At 35.7% G+C, this 15,762-nt stretch carries 15 protein-coding genes; 9 read left to right on the top strand and 6 right to left on the bottom strand.

The genetic code is table 11. The features are described 5' to 3' along the window. Positions 1–25: 25 nt before the first annotated feature. From FVB9532_RS01835 to panC, 3 genes are read right to left on the bottom strand one after another with little or no spacing between them, the layout of a single operon-like run. Positions 26–994: a lysylphosphatidylglycerol synthase transmembrane domain-containing protein gene (locus FVB9532_RS01835; protein WP_150543505.1), complete on the bottom strand. Its 969-nt coding sequence runs from the start codon at positions 992–994 to the stop codon at positions 26–28. Positions 995–998: 4 nt separating this feature from the next. Beyond that, complete coding sequence (gene panD / locus FVB9532_RS01830; RefSeq protein WP_150315893.1) at positions 999–1,349, bottom strand: aspartate 1-decarboxylase; 351 nt, start codon at positions 1,347–1,349, stop codon at positions 999–1,001. A gap of 24 nt (positions 1,350–1,373) precedes the next feature. Further along, positions 1,374–2,222: a pantoate--beta-alanine ligase gene (gene panC / locus FVB9532_RS01825; RefSeq protein ID WP_150543504.1), complete on the bottom strand. Its 849-nt coding sequence runs from the start codon at positions 2,220–2,222 to the stop codon at positions 1,374–1,376. Between the two features lie 112 nt (positions 2,223–2,334). On the opposite strand from panC, the gene FVB9532_RS01820 reads away from it, so the two are divergent. The 5 genes from FVB9532_RS01820 to FVB9532_RS01800 all read left to right on the top strand — a co-directional run bounded on the left by FVB9532_RS01820 (position 2,335) and on the right by FVB9532_RS01800 (position 8,563). Then, a complete protein-coding gene (locus tag FVB9532_RS01820; RefSeq protein WP_150543503.1) occupies positions 2,335–3,153 on the top strand; it encodes a glycogen/starch synthase in 819 nt (272 codons plus the stop codon). Positions 3,154–3,161: 8 nt separating this feature from the next. Continuing rightward, positions 3,162–4,733 carry a beta-barrel-assembly machine lipoprotein BamH gene (locus FVB9532_RS01815; RefSeq protein ID WP_150543502.1) on the top strand — a complete coding sequence of 524 codons (1,572 nt, stop codon included), beginning with the start codon at positions 3,162–3,164 and terminating at the stop codon, positions 4,731–4,733. Between the two features lie 10 nt (positions 4,734–4,743). Beyond that, complete coding sequence (glmS, locus tag FVB9532_RS01810) at positions 4,744–6,591, top strand: glutamine--fructose-6-phosphate transaminase (isomerizing) (protein WP_150543501.1); 1,848 nt, start codon at positions 4,744–4,746, stop codon at positions 6,589–6,591. Between the two features lie 127 nt (positions 6,592–6,718). Further along, a complete protein-coding gene (gene atpD, locus FVB9532_RS01805; protein ID WP_150543500.1) occupies positions 6,719–8,230 on the top strand; it encodes a F0F1 ATP synthase subunit beta in 1,512 nt (503 codons plus the stop codon). 54 nt (positions 8,231–8,284) lie between these two features. Further along, positions 8,285–8,563 carry a F0F1 ATP synthase subunit delta/epsilon gene (locus tag FVB9532_RS01800; RefSeq protein ID WP_150543499.1) on the top strand — a complete coding sequence of 93 codons (279 nt, stop codon included), beginning with the start codon at positions 8,285–8,287 and terminating at the stop codon, positions 8,561–8,563. A gap of 148 nt (positions 8,564–8,711) precedes the next feature. On the opposite strand, the gene FVB9532_RS01795 is transcribed toward FVB9532_RS01800, so the two are convergent. Beyond that, positions 8,712–10,250 (bottom strand): glycine--tRNA ligase, encoded by a 1,539-nt coding sequence (locus FVB9532_RS01795; protein WP_150543498.1) that lies wholly within the window; start codon positions 10,248–10,250, stop codon positions 8,712–8,714. A gap of 52 nt (positions 10,251–10,302) precedes the next feature. Further along, positions 10,303–11,184, bottom strand: a complete 882-nt coding sequence (locus FVB9532_RS01790; RefSeq protein ID WP_150543497.1) for a DUF8428 domain-containing protein — start codon at positions 11,182–11,184, stop codon at positions 10,303–10,305. 49 nt (positions 11,185–11,233) lie between these two features. Between FVB9532_RS01790 and FVB9532_RS01785 the strand changes: the two genes are divergently transcribed. Beyond that, the gene (locus tag FVB9532_RS01785) at positions 11,234–11,911 is read left to right on the top strand and encodes a ComF family protein (protein WP_150543496.1); all 678 of its coding nucleotides are present in this window, start codon (positions 11,234–11,236) and stop codon (positions 11,909–11,911) included. Positions 11,912–11,960: 49 nt separating this feature from the next. Further along, positions 11,961–13,577 (top strand): Ig-like domain-containing domain, encoded by a 1,617-nt coding sequence (locus FVB9532_RS01780; RefSeq protein WP_150543495.1) that lies wholly within the window; start codon positions 11,961–11,963, stop codon positions 13,575–13,577. On the opposite strand, the gene FVB9532_RS01775 is transcribed toward FVB9532_RS01780, so the two are convergent. Beyond that, positions 13,564–14,340: an amidohydrolase gene (locus tag FVB9532_RS01775; protein ID WP_150543494.1), complete on the bottom strand. Its 777-nt coding sequence runs from the start codon at positions 14,338–14,340 to the stop codon at positions 13,564–13,566. The two genes, FVB9532_RS01780 and FVB9532_RS01775, sit on opposite strands and share 14 nt — an antisense overlap. Before the next feature lie 177 nt (positions 14,341–14,517). Between FVB9532_RS01775 and FVB9532_RS01770 the strand changes: the two genes are divergently transcribed. Continuing rightward, positions 14,518–14,847, top strand: a complete 330-nt coding sequence (locus FVB9532_RS01770; RefSeq protein ID WP_150543493.1) for a single-stranded DNA-binding protein — start codon at positions 14,518–14,520, stop codon at positions 14,845–14,847. A gap of 170 nt (positions 14,848–15,017) precedes the next feature. Further along, positions 15,018–15,758, top strand: a complete 741-nt coding sequence (locus tag FVB9532_RS01765; protein ID WP_150543492.1) for a ferritin-like domain-containing protein — start codon at positions 15,018–15,020, stop codon at positions 15,756–15,758. Positions 15,759–15,762 lie beyond the last annotated feature (4 nt).

Here is a 15,762-nt window from a genome sequence, read left to right as displayed (position 1 = left end):
TGGTCTTAGCAATTTAATTAATTTTTTAGTTTGTTTTGTTAAGGATAGGTAAAAATATAAGCGATAGCCCCCCGAGTATTAAATTTATAAATGTTTGCGTACTCCAAACCACCCAGCCAAAGGCTTCACCGTCTTGTTGGGGAACACCAAATACCATTAAAATTGCTCCCACTGCCACCGGGTAAACCCCTATACCGCCATTGGTTAAAGAGATGGCAAAAGAACCTACCACAAAAGCTACCAGTATAGAAGATAAGGATAAGTCTTCGGTGCCGGGAATAGCATACTTTACAACGTAAAACATAGCGATATACATTGCCCATATAAAAATGGTATGAAAAATAAAGGCAGCAGAATTCTTCATCCTGAGAATACTGATCATTCCTTCTAAAATTCCGTTTAAGAACTCCTTGATTTTTTTAAACCGGGAACTTGTTGAATTTCTTACCAACTTGATGACCCAAAAACCGGCAATCACCAATACGATCAATAAAAGAATACTAAAAACCGGATTAATGTTGTTTTTTTCAAAAAAGTAAAGAAGTTGGTCATATTGAAAAACAAGGGTTCCCAAAACAATCAGCAATAGCATTAATAAATCGGCTACCCTTTCTGAAATAATGGTCCCAAATATTTTTTCAAAAGGCACTTTTTCATAGGAAGCAATAGTTGCCCCACGTAATACTTCACCTGATCGGGGAATACCTAAATTTGCTAAATAGCCTGCCATGACCGCCATCATACGGTTGTAAAACTTAACTTTATAGCCAAGAGGATGTATAAGGTATTTCCAGCGGTAAGCGCGGGAAAGATGCGAAAGAATACCTAATAACAAAGAAACCGAAACCCAGAAAGGATTGGCTTTGGTTATATTTTCCCACAGAAGCTTCCTTTCTTCCGGCGTGGCACTTTTTACTGAGTATAAAATGAAAAAAACTCCCAACAATAATGGGAGTATGGTTTTTAAAATCTTTATAAGGCTTTTTTTATTCAAGCCTTTAATTTAAAAGATTATTTTCTTCATTAGGGAACACAAGTGCAGGCTTAAATTGCTTAGCCTCTTCAAAATCCATGAGTGCATAGGCAATTAAAATAAGCACATCCCCTTTGGCTACTTTTCTGGCAGCAGCTCCATTTAAGGTAATCTCACCACTGTTTCTTGGCCCCGGGATCACATAGGTCTCTAAGCGCTCTCCATTATTGTTATTTACAATTTGAACTTTTTCTCCTTCTATAATATTAGCGGCCTCCATTAAATCTTCGTCAATGGTAATACTACCAATATAATTTAAATCTGCCCCTGTTACTTTAACGCGGTGAATCTTAGATTTTACAACGTGTACTTGCATTTTATTTTCCTTGTTTACAATCTTTTAGTTTAGTGCGATATTATCTATTAACCTTACATCGTTTGCGTAAGCTGCTATGAATGCTCGGTATTTTTTATGTTCTTCAACTTTAGTGACAGGTACTAAAGTAGCTGCATCTGAGATTTCAAAATACTCCAGTTCTAAAAAGTCTTGCTTACTGAATTTTTCTTCTATTTCCTGCTTTAGCAATAGGACATTTTTTGTACCAAATTTTTCTTTGGCCTCTTGTAAGGTTTTAAAAATAAAGGTTGATTTTTCCTGTTCTTCTTCAGAAAGCCTTTTATTTCTTGAACTTCTGGCCAAGCCATTGTTTTCACGACTAATAGGACAACCTATAATTTCTACGTTTTGATGAGTAATCTCTATGAGTTTTTTTACTATTAGCAATTGCTGGTAGTCTTTTTCTCCAAAAAAAGCTTTATCGGGTTGAACAATGTTAAAAAGCTTTTTTAATATAGTCCCTACTCCGTCAAAATGACCGTCCCTAAACCTACCTTCCATCTGTTGAGCAAGGTTCCCAAACTCAAATTTTTCAGAAGTTATACTTTCCCCATATACTTCCTTTATCGTAGGTGAAAATATAATTAAATCTTTAAAATTTTGGTTCAATAATATTAAATCTTCCTCAAGTGTTCTAGGGTATTTATCTAAATCTGAAGAATTATTAAACTGAGTAGGGTTAACAAAAATACTAATGACTACTACATCACTTTGTTTTTCTGCTTCTCTAATTAAAGACATGTGACCTTCATGCAAAGCTCCCATAGTAGGCACCAGTCCTATGCTTTGAGAGTTATTTTTCAACTTCAGCATGGCAGCTTGAAGCAGTTGATTTTCTTGATATAGTTGCAAATCGCTCTTTTTTAGCTGGTGCAAAATTAATATAATACTGGGAAACTGCATAAAATTTTGTAATTTTGCCTGTTTTTTATCGTTAATACTAACACAAAGAGTACAGCTATTTATGAAAGATAAACGCATCTTGTACGTATCGTCTGAAGTAATCCCTTATTTACCGGAAACGGAAATATCCTCTATGTCATTTGAAGCACCAAGAATGGTAAACAGCCAAGGCGGTCAAATACGTATATTTATGCCTCGTTTTGGGAATATAAACGAAAGACGGCATCAATTGCATGAAGTGATTCGTCTATCTGGAATGAATTTGGTGATAAACGATCTCGACATGCCGCTAATTATAAAAGTAGCTTCTATCCCTAAGGAACGCATGCAAGTGTACTTTATCGATAATGAAGATTATTTTAAAAGAAAGGCCACTTTTACCGATGAAGATGGGCAGCTTTTTGAAGATAATGACGAAAGGGCTATTTTCTTTGCAAAAGGAGTGATAGAAACGGTAAAGAAATTAAATTGGGCGCCAGATATTATTCATGTACACGGTTGGTTGGCATCTTTATTGCCTTTATACCTAAGAAACTATTACGGGAACGAACCTTTATTTAAAACTTCTAAAATTGTCACCTCTGTCTACTCAAAAGGTTTCGAAGACACGTTGGATGAGGAAATGAAGAAAAAAGTACTCTTTGATGGTTTGGAAGATGATACCGTGGAGCATTTAAACAAGCCCAACTACGTTAATATTATGAAAACGGCTATTGACAATTCTGATGCTATTATCCAAGGGAGCGAAGAAATACCACAGGAATTGGAAGAATACATCAATAAACTAGAAAAACCAACGTTAAGCTATAAATCTAAAGAAGAGTTTGGACAAGCCTACCAAGACTTTTACACACAAGAAGTATTAAACGAAAAAGAATAATAATTTATATGAAAAAAAATGGAAGCGCTGTAAAAAAAGGGATTAATCTTTTTGTTTTAATTCTCATAATAAGTTCAATTTTTACAGCCTGTGAGCAAGATTTTAGCGAAGTAGGATCAGATTTAGTTGACAACAGTAATTTTAATTCACTTTTATTTAAAAATTCTGAAATAGATGCCCATAGCGTAAAAGTGAATCGGGTACAAACCAATAATTCTAATGTTTTTCTTTTAGGAACCTATAAGGATGAAGTTTACGGCAACACCAAAGCCAACATTCTTAGTCAACTAAGCCTAGCTGTTCCCGACCCCTCATTTGGTGACAACCCGGTTTTAGATAGTGTCGTACTTAAAATTCCTTATTTTAGTACTGCCATCGATATCGATGGTCAAGAAACCATCTATGAATTAGATTCCTTATATGGCAATGAGCCTATCAACTTATCTATTCATCGATCTAACTATTACCTAAGAAGTCTAGACCCTGCAAATAATTATGATCAACAGCTTTACTATAGCGATCAAGGCGAGGTATTTGAGCAAAACATAGAACCGGTGGCGTTATACACCGATGAAAATTTTGTTCCATCTGCTGAAGAAATCATCACAACAACTCCTGTAGTAAATGAAAACGGGGAAGAAACCAATGAAAAAGAAGTTATAAGAAGCGCTCCTGCATTAAGAACTTTGCTTTCTAACGAATTCTTTAAAAACTTAATTATAGATCAAGAAGGAACTTCTTACTTAAGAAATAACTCAAATTTTCAGGATTATTTTAGAGGCTTGTATTTTAAAGTAAACTCCCCAACCGGAGAAGGAAATATGTCCTTATTAGATTTCAGTAAGGCATCCATCACCTTACATTACACCTATGATTACACGGTAAACGTACAAAATGAAGAAGGGGAAACTATAGTAGAAGAACGAGAGGGACAAAGAGATCTCACTCTTAACTTTGGCCCAAATCGTGTAAATGTATTTGAAAATGATTTCAATGCCCTGCCAGAAGACGAAAAACTTTACTTAAAAGGAGGGGAAGGCGCTATGGCTGTGATTGATTTATTTACCAATGAAGTTCAATTAGATTCCATAAGAGAACAAGGATGGCTAGTAAATGAAGCCAATCTTAAATTTTATGTAGATGAATCTGTTCCCAACAATCAGAAACAACCTTTGCGATTGTTTATTTATGATATAAACAATAACAGTGTAGTTTCAGATTATACTTTTGATGCTTCTACCAATGAAAACAATCCTCTTGTTTCAAGATTAATACATCTAGGCCCCTTATCTGAAGACGATAATGGGAACAGGTTTTATAAAATTAGAGTAACTGGTTTAGTAAATAACATTATCAATAAAGATTCTACTAATACAAGGCTAGGGCTAACCGTAAGTAACAATGTAAATTCTACTACATTATCCAAAGCAGATTTCAATCCAGCAGTTGAAAATTTAGAAAATCTACCCAATTCAAGTATTTTTTACCCTAAAGGGACTGTTTTAAAAGGAACAAACACTTCAGAAGAAAATACAGACAAAAAACTTCAATTGGAAATTTACTATACCGAACCAAAATAATTAAAAAAATATGTGTGGAATCGTAGGTTATATAGGTCATCGTCAAGCATACCCCATCGTATTAAAGGGATTACAACGCTTAGAATACAGAGGCTATGATAGTGCAGGAATCGCCCTTTATGATGAAGGTAAATTAAAGCTTTCCAAAACCAAAGGGAAAGTGATCGATCTTAAAGAAAAGCTAGAAGCAGAAATTTCCACTTCTGGAAGTATAGGTATTGGTCATACCCGATGGGCAACTCATGGAGTTCCCAATGATGCTAATTCACACCCTCATTATTCCAATTCAGGCGAGTTAGTGATTATCCACAATGGGATTATCGAAAATTACGATACTATAAAAAAAGAACTGGTTAAGCGAGGCTACCAATTCCATTCAGATACCGATACCGAAGTATTGGTCAATTTAATTGAAGACGTTCAAAAACAAGAAGGGGTTAAATTAGGGAAAGCTGTACAGATTGCCCTTAACCAAACCGTAGGTGCTTACGCCATTGCTGTTTTCGATAAGAAAAAACCAGATGAAATTGTCGTTGCTAGACTAGGAAGTCCATTAGCAATCGGGGTTGGAGAAGATGAATTTTTTATTGCTTCAGATGCATCTCCCTTCATCGAATATACCAGCTCTGCTATTTATTTAGAAGACGGCGAAATGGCAGTGGTAAGATTAGGGAAAACAGTGAAAATAAGAAAAATTCACAATGACTCCTTAGTTGATCCTTATGTACAGGAGCTTCAAATGAACCTTGACCAGATTGAAAAAAATGGGTATGACCATTTTATGTTGAAAGAAATCTACGAACAACCCGATGCCATTACCGACACCTATAGAGGTAGAATGTTGGTAGACAAAGGCATTATACGAATGGCTGGAGTAGATAATAATTTAGAGAAATTCCTTAACGCCAAAAGAATAATTATTGTGGCTTGCGGTACTTCTTGGCACGCCGGTTTAGTAGCTGAATATATTTTTGAAGATTTAGCTAGGATTCCTGTAGAAGTAGAATATGCATCCGAATTCCGTTACAGAAATCCCGTTATCTATAGAGATGATATCGTTATTGCCATTTCCCAATCGGGGGAGACTGCCGATACAATGGCTGCTATAAAATTAGCAAAAGAAAAAGGAGCTTTTGTTTTTGGCGTTTGTAACGTGGTAGGCTCATCCATTTCAAGAGAAACCCATGCCGGTGCTTACACACACGCAGGACCCGAAATTGGAGTAGCTTCTACCAAAGCCTTTACCACTCAAATTACAGTATTAAGCCTTATGGCCCTTAAAATGGCCAAGGAAAAAGGAAGTATCAGTAAATCTGATTTCCACCTGTATTTAAGGGAATTGGAATTAATTCCAGAGAAAATTGAAAAAGCCTTACAATCTAATGAGCACATCTTAGAAGTAAGCAAAAAATATAAAGACGCTTCTAACTTCTTATATTTAGGAAGAGGTTTTAACTTCCCGGTAGCTTTAGAAGGCGCTTTAAAACTAAAAGAAATTTCCTATATTCATGCGGAGGGTTATCCTGCAGCAGAAATGAAACACGGCCCCATCGCATTGATAGATGAAATGATGCCGGTTGTGGTGATTGCAACCCGAAAAGGACATTACGAAAAAGTAATTAGCAACATTCAGGAAATTAAATCACGACAAGGTAAAATTATAGGAATTGTGACGGAAGGAGACGTAGAGGTAAGAGAGTTGGCAGATTATGTAATCGAGGTACCAGACACGGTAGAACCCTTTACACCATTACTAACAACCATTCCTTTACAGTTATTGTCATATCATATTGCCTTAATGCTAGGTAAAAATGTAGATCAACCAAGAAACCTTGCAAAATCGGTAACGGTAGAATAAGGTTTTTAACAATAAATTATTTTTCAAAATTAAGATGTTGTTATTTCATAATAATAATCTATCTTTGCAGCCGAAAAAAGTAAGGGCTTTTTTCCACATTACAAACTATAAATTAAACAATTAGATAATGTCTAAAGTTACAGGTAAAGTTGCACAAATCATTGGCCCTGTGATTGACGTTGAGTTCAACACAGAGAATGCTGAGTTACCAAACATTTATGATTCATTAGAAATCATAAAGAAAGATGGATCAAAACTTGTGCTGGAAGTTCAATCTCATATTGGGGAAAAAACGGTAAGAACTATCGCGATGGACTCTGCAGATGGTTTAAGCCGAGGAACCGAAGTAATTGCTACAGGAAATCCTATACAAATGCCAATTGGTGAAGATGTTTACGGACGTCTTTTCAATGTAACTGGAGATGCTATAGATGGCTTGGGAGATCTTCCTAAAGCTAACGAAAATGGGCTTCCTATTCACCGTGAAGCACCAAAATTTGAAGACTTATCAGTTTCGACTGAAGTACTTTTTACCGGTATTAAAGTAATCGATCTTATTGAGCCTTATGCGAAAGGTGGTAAAATTGGATTATTTGGTGGTGCCGGAGTTGGTAAAACAGTACTTATTCAGGAACTTATTAACAATATCGCGAAAGGTCACGGTGGTCTTTCTGTATTTGCCGGAGTTGGAGAACGTACTCGTGAAGGAAATGACCTTCTTCGAGAAATGTTAGAATCTGGAATTATCAAATACGGAGACGACTTTATGCATTCGATGGAAGAAGGAGGATGGGATCTACAAAAAGTAGATAAATCTTCTATGAAAGAGTCGAAAGCTACTTTCGTATTCGGACAAATGAATGAGCCACCGGGAGCACGTGCACGTGTTGCTTTATCTGGTTTAACCATTGCTGAATATTTCCGTGATGGAGCAGGAGATAGCCAAGGAAAAGATGTTCTTTTCTTCGTAGACAATATCTTCCGTTTTACACAAGCAGGTTCAGAGGTATCAGCGCTTTTAGGACGTATGCCTTCAGCGGTAGGTTACCAACCAACCTTAGCAACAGAAATGGGTGCGATGCAGGAACGTATTACCTCCACTAAAAAAGGTTCGATTACATCTGTACAGGCCGTTTATGTACCTGCAGATGACCTTACCGATCCAGCACCGGCAACAACTTTTGCCCACTTAGATGCGACTACAGTACTTTCTCGTAAGATTGCAGAGCTTGGTATTTACCCAGCGGTAGATCCATTAGATTCTACTTCAAGAATTTTAACTGCAGATATTTTAGGAGAAGATCATTATAACTGTGCACAACGCGTAAAAGAGTTATTACAACGTTATAAAGAACTACAAGATATTATTGCAATTCTTGGTATGGAAGAATTATCTGAAGAAGATAAGTTAGCCGTATCACGTGCAAGACGTGTACAACGTTTCTTATCTCAGCCTTTCCACGTAGCAGAACAATTTACCGGTCTTAAAGGAGTGTTGGTAGATATTAAAGAAACTATTAAAGGCTTTAATATGATTATGGATGGTGAATTAGACCACCTTCCTGAAGCAGCCTTTAACTTAAAAGGAAGTATTGAAGAAGCTATCGAAGCTGGAGAGAAAATGTTAGCCGAATCGTAAAACAGTAGGCAGTAAACTAGGCAACTAATTACTGATTACTAAATACCAAAAAATATGTATTTAGAAATTGTTTCTCCAGAAAAAGTTTTATTAAGTGCTGAAGTTACTTCGGTTACTGTTCCTGGAGTAGAAGGTGAATTTCAAATGTTGAATAACCACGCACCTATTGTCTCTGTGTTAGCAAAAGGAGTGGTAAAAGTAGACGGTAATTTTGAAATTGCTGAAGAAGTTAAAGACGATTTCACCAAAGCACAAGATGGTAAATGGCACTTCCCTATTAAAGGAGGCGTATTAGAAATGAAAAACAATAAAGCAATTGTGTTAGCCGATTAATGCAAAACACATTTCAACTTATAAAAATCCCTATTGCACATGTGCAATAGGGATTTTTTTATGGGAAAAGCACACAAGTTATTTATATAAAAACCCCTGCTAAACTGAATTCAGCAGGGGTTTTTTATAATTAAGAATTTAGAAAGGATTACTTATCCATCCAAGTTCTAAAATCTACTTCTTTAGCCAGCATCGCTTTTACCTCAGCCATCGGGATACGCTTTTGTTCCATGGTATCACGGTTTCTTACGGTTACTTGTTTATCTTCTTTGGTATCATGATCTATCGTGATACAGAAAGGTGTTCCGGCAGCATCTTGACGGCGGTACCTTCTTCCTACGGCGTCTTTTTCATCGTAAGTCACGTTAAAATCCCACTTTAAGTCATCTAACAATTCTTGAGCGATTTCCGGTAAACCATCTTTTTTCACTAACGGAAGAATGGCAGCCTTATAAGGTGCTAAAATAGCCGGTAATTTTAAAACAGTTCGCGTAGTACCACCTTCTAACTCTTCTTCTTGTAAAGAGCTCGAAAATACCGCTAAGAACATTCTATCTAACCCAATGGAAGTTTCAATTACATAAGGCACATAATTTTTATTCATCTCCGGATCGAAGAACTGTAGTTTCTTCCCCGAATGCTTTTCATGGGCTTTTAGATCAAAATCGGTACGGGAATGAATTCCTTCCAATTCTTTAAAACCAAAAGGGAAGTTGAATTCTATATCGGTAGCAGCATTTGCATAATGCGCCATTTTTTCGTGGTCATGAAAACGGTAATTTTCTTTACCTAAACCTAAAGATTCATGCCATTTTTGACGGGTTTCTTTCCATTTTTCAAACCAAGTAAGTTCTTCTCCAGGACGTACAAAAAATTGCATTTCCATTTGTTCAAATTCACGCTGACGGAAAATAAACTGCCTCGCAACAATTTCATTTCTAAAAGCCTTTCCTATTTGCGCAATCCCGAAAGGTATTTTCATTCTTCCGGTTTTCTGTACATTGGCAAAATTCACAAAGATCCCTTGAGCGGTTTCCGGACGTAAATATAAATCGGTAGCACTATCGGCAGACGCACCTAGCTTAGTCCCAAACATCAAATTAAACTGCTTTACATCAGTCCAATTTTTAGAACCACTTTCGGGGCAAGCAATGCCTAATTCTTCAATTAAAGCTTTTACATCGGCCAAATCTTCGTTGGTTAACGACTTTGCTAAACGCTCAAGAATTTCTTTCTCTTCTTTTTTATAGCGAATAACCCGTGGATTGGTGTTTACAAATTCTTCTTCATCAAACTTATCGCCAAAACGCTTACGGGCTTTCGCAATTTCTTTTTGCGCTTTTTGGTTGATCTTTTCAGCATAATCTTCCACCAATACATCGGCTCGATAACGCTTTTTAGAATCTTTATTATCAATAAGTGGATCGTTAAAAGCATCTACGTGACCGGAAGCCTTCCAGGTAGTAGGGTGCATTAAAATAGCCGCATCTAAGCCTACGATGTTATCGTGAAGCTGAACCATGCTTTTCCACCAATATTCTTTGATATTTTTCTTTAACTCTGCTCCGTTTTGACCATAGTCATAAACCGCGCTAAGACCATCATAAATTTCACTTGAAGAAAAAATATAACCGTACTCCTTAGCGTGAGCAATTACCTGCTTAAAATTATCTTGTTGTTTTGCCATAGCACAAAAATAGGAAACGGCAGGTTAAATAAATAGGCTTGAACGAATTTTTCTAATCTAACATGAAAGTTTCTGAGGCCAAGAGGATATCATCTTGAAAAACGTGGACAATATACTTGCCTTCCACCGCTTTTTCTTTAGCTATATTGATCAAAGCGCAAGCATCGGTATCTATCTTATGGTAATTTATGACAGCCATTGCACTATAGTACAATTCTTTTTCATTAAATTTCTTCTTTTTCTTCTCCCCTATCAAATTGTTTTTAGGATTAATTACCTGAATATAAAGCTGCTTTTCGCCTTCTTCTGCTAATTTACTTTCATTAATGGTAAAACAAACCCTTATTTTTTCAATTCGACTGGCCTTATTTATTATATTAATTTCTCCGTCATTTTTTACCGTCACTCCTTGTCCTTGAATATTGGAAAGTTTAATAATCGAAGCTTCATTAATTTTTTGCTGCAACTCTTCATTTTTTTGATAAATAGAGTCGGTTTTTTTCTGGGTGGTTTGAAGAATTTGATTGGTGCTATCTATTGCCGTTTTTAATTTCTCATTTTCTTTTGATAGCTTATGAATATGTGAGAGCAAACGCTGTTTTTCCATCTTTAATTGGTCGGCCTGTAATCGGTATTTTTTCAACTGAAAATAATCTTGCTCCATTTGTTCAATGGAATCGATGAGCTGTGAAATACGCTGCTGCTCTTTTTTCAGGTTTTGTTTTAAACTGGCATTATCCAGCTCTAAGCTATCATATGCCCGCTGAATACCTTCTAATTCTTTTTGCAAAAAGACTTTTTCTTCTTCTAAAAACTTTATATTTTCATTTTTCTCACTGTGAAAACTAAAGGTATACACCAACATAATCACTAATCCGGCAAGTAACACACCGATTAAAATTTTCAGAATATTCTCTTTCTTTTTCTCACTCATATATTTCCCTCGCGAAAATTTTATTAACTTCAGAAGAAATAAATTACACGTGTTTCAAGATTTACTTCATCTGTTTTTTCCTAAAAAATGTGTTGCCTGTGAGGAAAATTTGGTACACAAAGAAATGATTTGCACTTCTTGCCTACACCAACTTCCGCTAGCCAATACGCATCTAAATAACGAAAATACACTAAAAAAAGTATTTAATCACGAAGTTGATATTAAGAAGGCCTCTTGCTTGCTTTATTATTACAAAAAAGGAATTACCCAACGGCTTTTTCATAATTTAAAATATCGCGGTCAAGAAGAAATAAGTTCCTATCTAGCCGAATGGTTTACACCTTATTTGGAGGAAAATAACTTTATGACCGGGATTGATGGGATTATTCCCGTCCCTCTACATCGGAGCCGTTTAAAAGAGCGCGGTTACAATCAAGTAGAGGGCTTCGCCAAAACTCTAGCTACCAACTTCAATAAAGTTTATATTGACGATGTTCTCATTAAAAAAGAAGCCACGAAAACCCAAGTTTTTAAAAACCGATTGGCCCGACAAAAAATAAAACCCAATTATTTTAGTTTAGAGCAGGAAAGTAAAATTGAAAACAAACACATTTTGCTTTGTGATGATATTGTTACCACTGGAGCAACCATGAAAAATTGTATCCAAGTATTACAAGTAGCCAAAAACGTAAAAATTAGTATTGCATCAATGGCTTATGCGATCTAAATTACGTTGATATTTAAAATAATTGTTTCTTTGCAGTAAAATTTTGTAAATGAATTTTAAACGCTTCACCTACTTTTGTTTGTTGCTGTTAAGCTTTACGTTTTTCTTTAATTGCGCTAAACGTGGAATGCCACAAGGAGGAATTATAGATACCATCCCACCGGTTTTTGTAAGGGCGAACCCGGAGAATTTCAGTACCAATTTCAAGGCAAAAGAGATTAGAATTTATTTCAATGAATATGTGAAATTAGATAATCCGCAACGCCAGATTATTGTTTCTCCTCCCATGGATCCGAAACCAGAGTTTTACCCGATGGGTAGTGCCAGCAAAGATGTTAGGATTAAAATTTTAGACACTTTATTAGAGAACACTACCTATTCCATCAACTTTGGAAATAGCATTACTGATAATAATGAAGGTAACCCTCTCCAGTTTTTCAAATACGTTTTTTCTACCGGGAGTTACGTAGACTCCCTTTCAGTTTCCGGAGCGGTGAGCGATGCTTATAAAAGAAAAAGTGACGAATTTGTTTCGATCATGTTGTATGAAGTAGATTCTACCTATAGTGATTCTGCCGTTTACAAAAGAATGCCTACTTATATTTCGTATACCCGAGATACGTTAAATACCTTTACGGTAGATAATATGCGTGCCGGAACTTACCAGATGGTAGCAATGGTCGATAAAAACCAAAACTATAAATTTGATCCGCGTACTGATAAAATTGGTTATGTAGATAGCCTAATAACCATCCCTACCAAGGAAACTTATGGATTGAAAGTCTTTAAAGAAATTCTAGATTTCCAGATTCAGCGGCCCAAACAACTTTCTAAAAAACACTTGATTTTTGGTTACAAAGGAAATGCAGACAGTACTCAAATCAACTTAATCTCTGATGTTGCCACTGATTTTGACTATCGAATTTTACCCGATGCCGAAACCGATACACTTCATTATTGGTATAAACCTTTTATGGAAGTGGATAGTTTGGTCTTTCAGGTAAAAAAAGAAAATTATATAGATACGGTTTATACCAAAATCCGGGATATGAAAAGTGATTCTTTAGAAATTAAAGCATTGACCAAAGGTAGTTTTAACCCAGATGAAAATTTTCAGCTTACGGCCAATACTCCATTAGAAACCTTAGATACTACGTTGGTGAAGATTATAGATAAAGATTCTATTCCTATTCATTTTGATTATATTTTTCAGGAAAGAGAAAACATTCTCAGTCTTGCTTTTGATAAAAAAGAAGATCAAGCCTTTAAAATTCAGCTTTTACCCGGCGCAATTACCGATTTTTACGAAAATTCAAATGACACCTTAGACTTTCAAATTAAAACCCCTAAACTTTCAGACTTAGGAATCTTAAATTTGACCGTCAACAATATTAATTCCTACCCGGTAATCGTTCAACTTACCAACTCAAAAGGAGACACGTACAAAGAAATTATTCATAACCAAGAAGAAGGAAACGTGTTTAACTTTGAATATATTAAACCCGCTTCTTATAGGGTTAGGGTTATTTACGATGAAAACGAAAATGGTAAATGGGATACCGGAAGCTTTTTGAACAAAACCCAACCGGAACGGGTTTTTTATTATCCCGGTGAAATTGAAATTAGGGCAAATTGGGATGTTAATGAAACTTTTATTTTAAGGTAAACTCATCCTTATCGTTTAAAAAAGCAAAACGTTTACGGGTTTCATTTAGTTCCTGTTTACTCAATTGAATAGTTTCTGAAAAAACTACCTCGTGGTTTAAGGTCGAAATTTGCTTGCCCAGCATATCGTAAATTGCCGAATGCCCTGAATATTCGTGGCTATTCCCATCGAACCCAACCCGGTTTACTCCTGCGACGTAGCACATATTTTCTATTGCCCTTGCTTTTAATAGTGCATCCCAAGCTTGCGTTCGTTTCTTAGGCCAATTAGCCACGTATAGCAATAAATCAAAATCTTCGGTATTTCTGGACCAAACAGGAAAACGAAGGTCGTAACAAATCAACGGACATATTTTCCAGCCTTTATATTCCACGAGTAACCTTTCTTTCCCTGCAGAATAGGTATTTTGCTCATCAGCCAACGTAAATAGGTGTTTTTTATCGTAAGTTTTAAAACTCCCGTCAGGAAAAACAAAGAATAGACGATTATAATAATTATTGTTTTCGGTAATAATGACACTTCCGGTAAGTGCCACCTCAAACTTCTTGGCCTGTTGTTGAAGCCAAGCTAAACTACTTCCATTGGTTTCTTCCGCTAAATTTTCAGCATTCATTGAAAACCCTGTCGTAAACATTTCCGGTAAGACAATAAGATCGGTTGACAGGCTGAGTTCATTTATTTTTTTACTGAACATTTCTCGATTAAGCTCAGCGTTTTCCCAATGTAAATCGGCTTGAATAATAGTTACTGATAGTTTTTCCATAAGCTAAAAATAAGAAATCTTCTACGGAAATAAAATCATTTACAAACGACTACAACCGTTTAAAAACGGTTACAAACGCAAGTAATTATTTATCAACCAATTAAAACTTTACTCTGTTTTCATCTTTGTACTGTTGAATTGAACGAACGAAATTCAATACTATTAAAACTCAAAATTATGAATGCGTTAAAAAACAAAGTACAGTTAATTGGAAACTTAGGAAACAATCCAGAAATCATTTACTTAGAAAGCGGAAAGAAATTAGCCAAATTTTCTTTAGCTACTAATGAGACTTACAAAAATGCGAAAGGTGAAAAAGTAACCAACACGCAATGGCATAGTCTTATTGCTTGGGGAAAAACGGTAGAAATTATAGAGAATTATTTAGAAAAAGGAAAAGAAGTCATGATAGAAGGAAAACTTACTTCTCGAAACTACGAAACTAAAACAGGAGAAAAAAGATACATTACTGAGGTACAGATTAATGAATTGCTTATTTTAAAATAAACTCGCTTTGAAACCACAACATCTTCAATCGGATCCTTTCAGTTTTAACAAAAACACCTTTAATTAACATTTTTTAACAAGCTATAACAAAGTTTTAACCTGTTTTCTAAAAACTAGAATCGGTATTGCTGCGTAGATCTCGTATAAGATTAACAAAACTTATTTTTATTATGAAGAACAAAAACGTAAAAGTAGAAAGCTTTGTTTCTAAAAACGGGAACAAAAGAAGACAGTTTTTAAAAATGAGTGGACTCGCGATTGCCGGTAGTGGTTTAATTTTAAGCTGTAGCGATGATGACGATTTCACAGAACCAACTCCAGATCCGGACCCAAACACTTTTGATTTAGGAGGAGGCGATTTAGGAGTGCTTAATTACGCGTATGCACTGGAGCAATTGGAAGCAGAGTTTTATACCAAAGTAGTTAATGGCTCTTATTGGTCGGGTGCTGCGATGGAAGAAAAACAAATTTTGGAAGATTTATATAACCACGAAGTCAACCATAGGGAGTTTTTTAAAGCCGCTTTAAATGCGAATTTTGATGCAGAGGTCGTATTACCGGAAAGCTTAGAATTTGATTTTTCAAGTGTAGATTTTTCTAATCGAGATTCTGTATTATCCACCGCTAAATTGTTAGAAGATACGGGTGTAAAGGCCTATAATGGTGCCGGTAAACTTATTGAAACTGCCGCTTACTTAGTAATCGCAGGCAAAATTGTTTCTGTAGAAGCAAGACACGCTGCTGCCATTAGAAGTATTATAGGTAACGATATGGATGACTTCAAACTTTTTGCTGGAGATGATATTGTAGATCCCAACACAGGTTTGGATGGTGCAGAAAACCCATCAGTAATCATTAATGCCGCAGGCGGATTTATTGTTACTCCATTTACCGCAAACCAATTGCCGTAAAATA

It is taken from the genome of Mesonia oceanica (genome assembly GCF_902499555.1).
Taxonomy (GTDB): Bacteria; Bacteroidota; Bacteroidia; order Flavobacteriales; family Flavobacteriaceae; genus Mesonia; species Mesonia oceanica.
The sequence above is the reverse complement of the archived record's forward strand: the minus strand, read 5'-3'. Positions and strand labels throughout refer to the sequence as shown.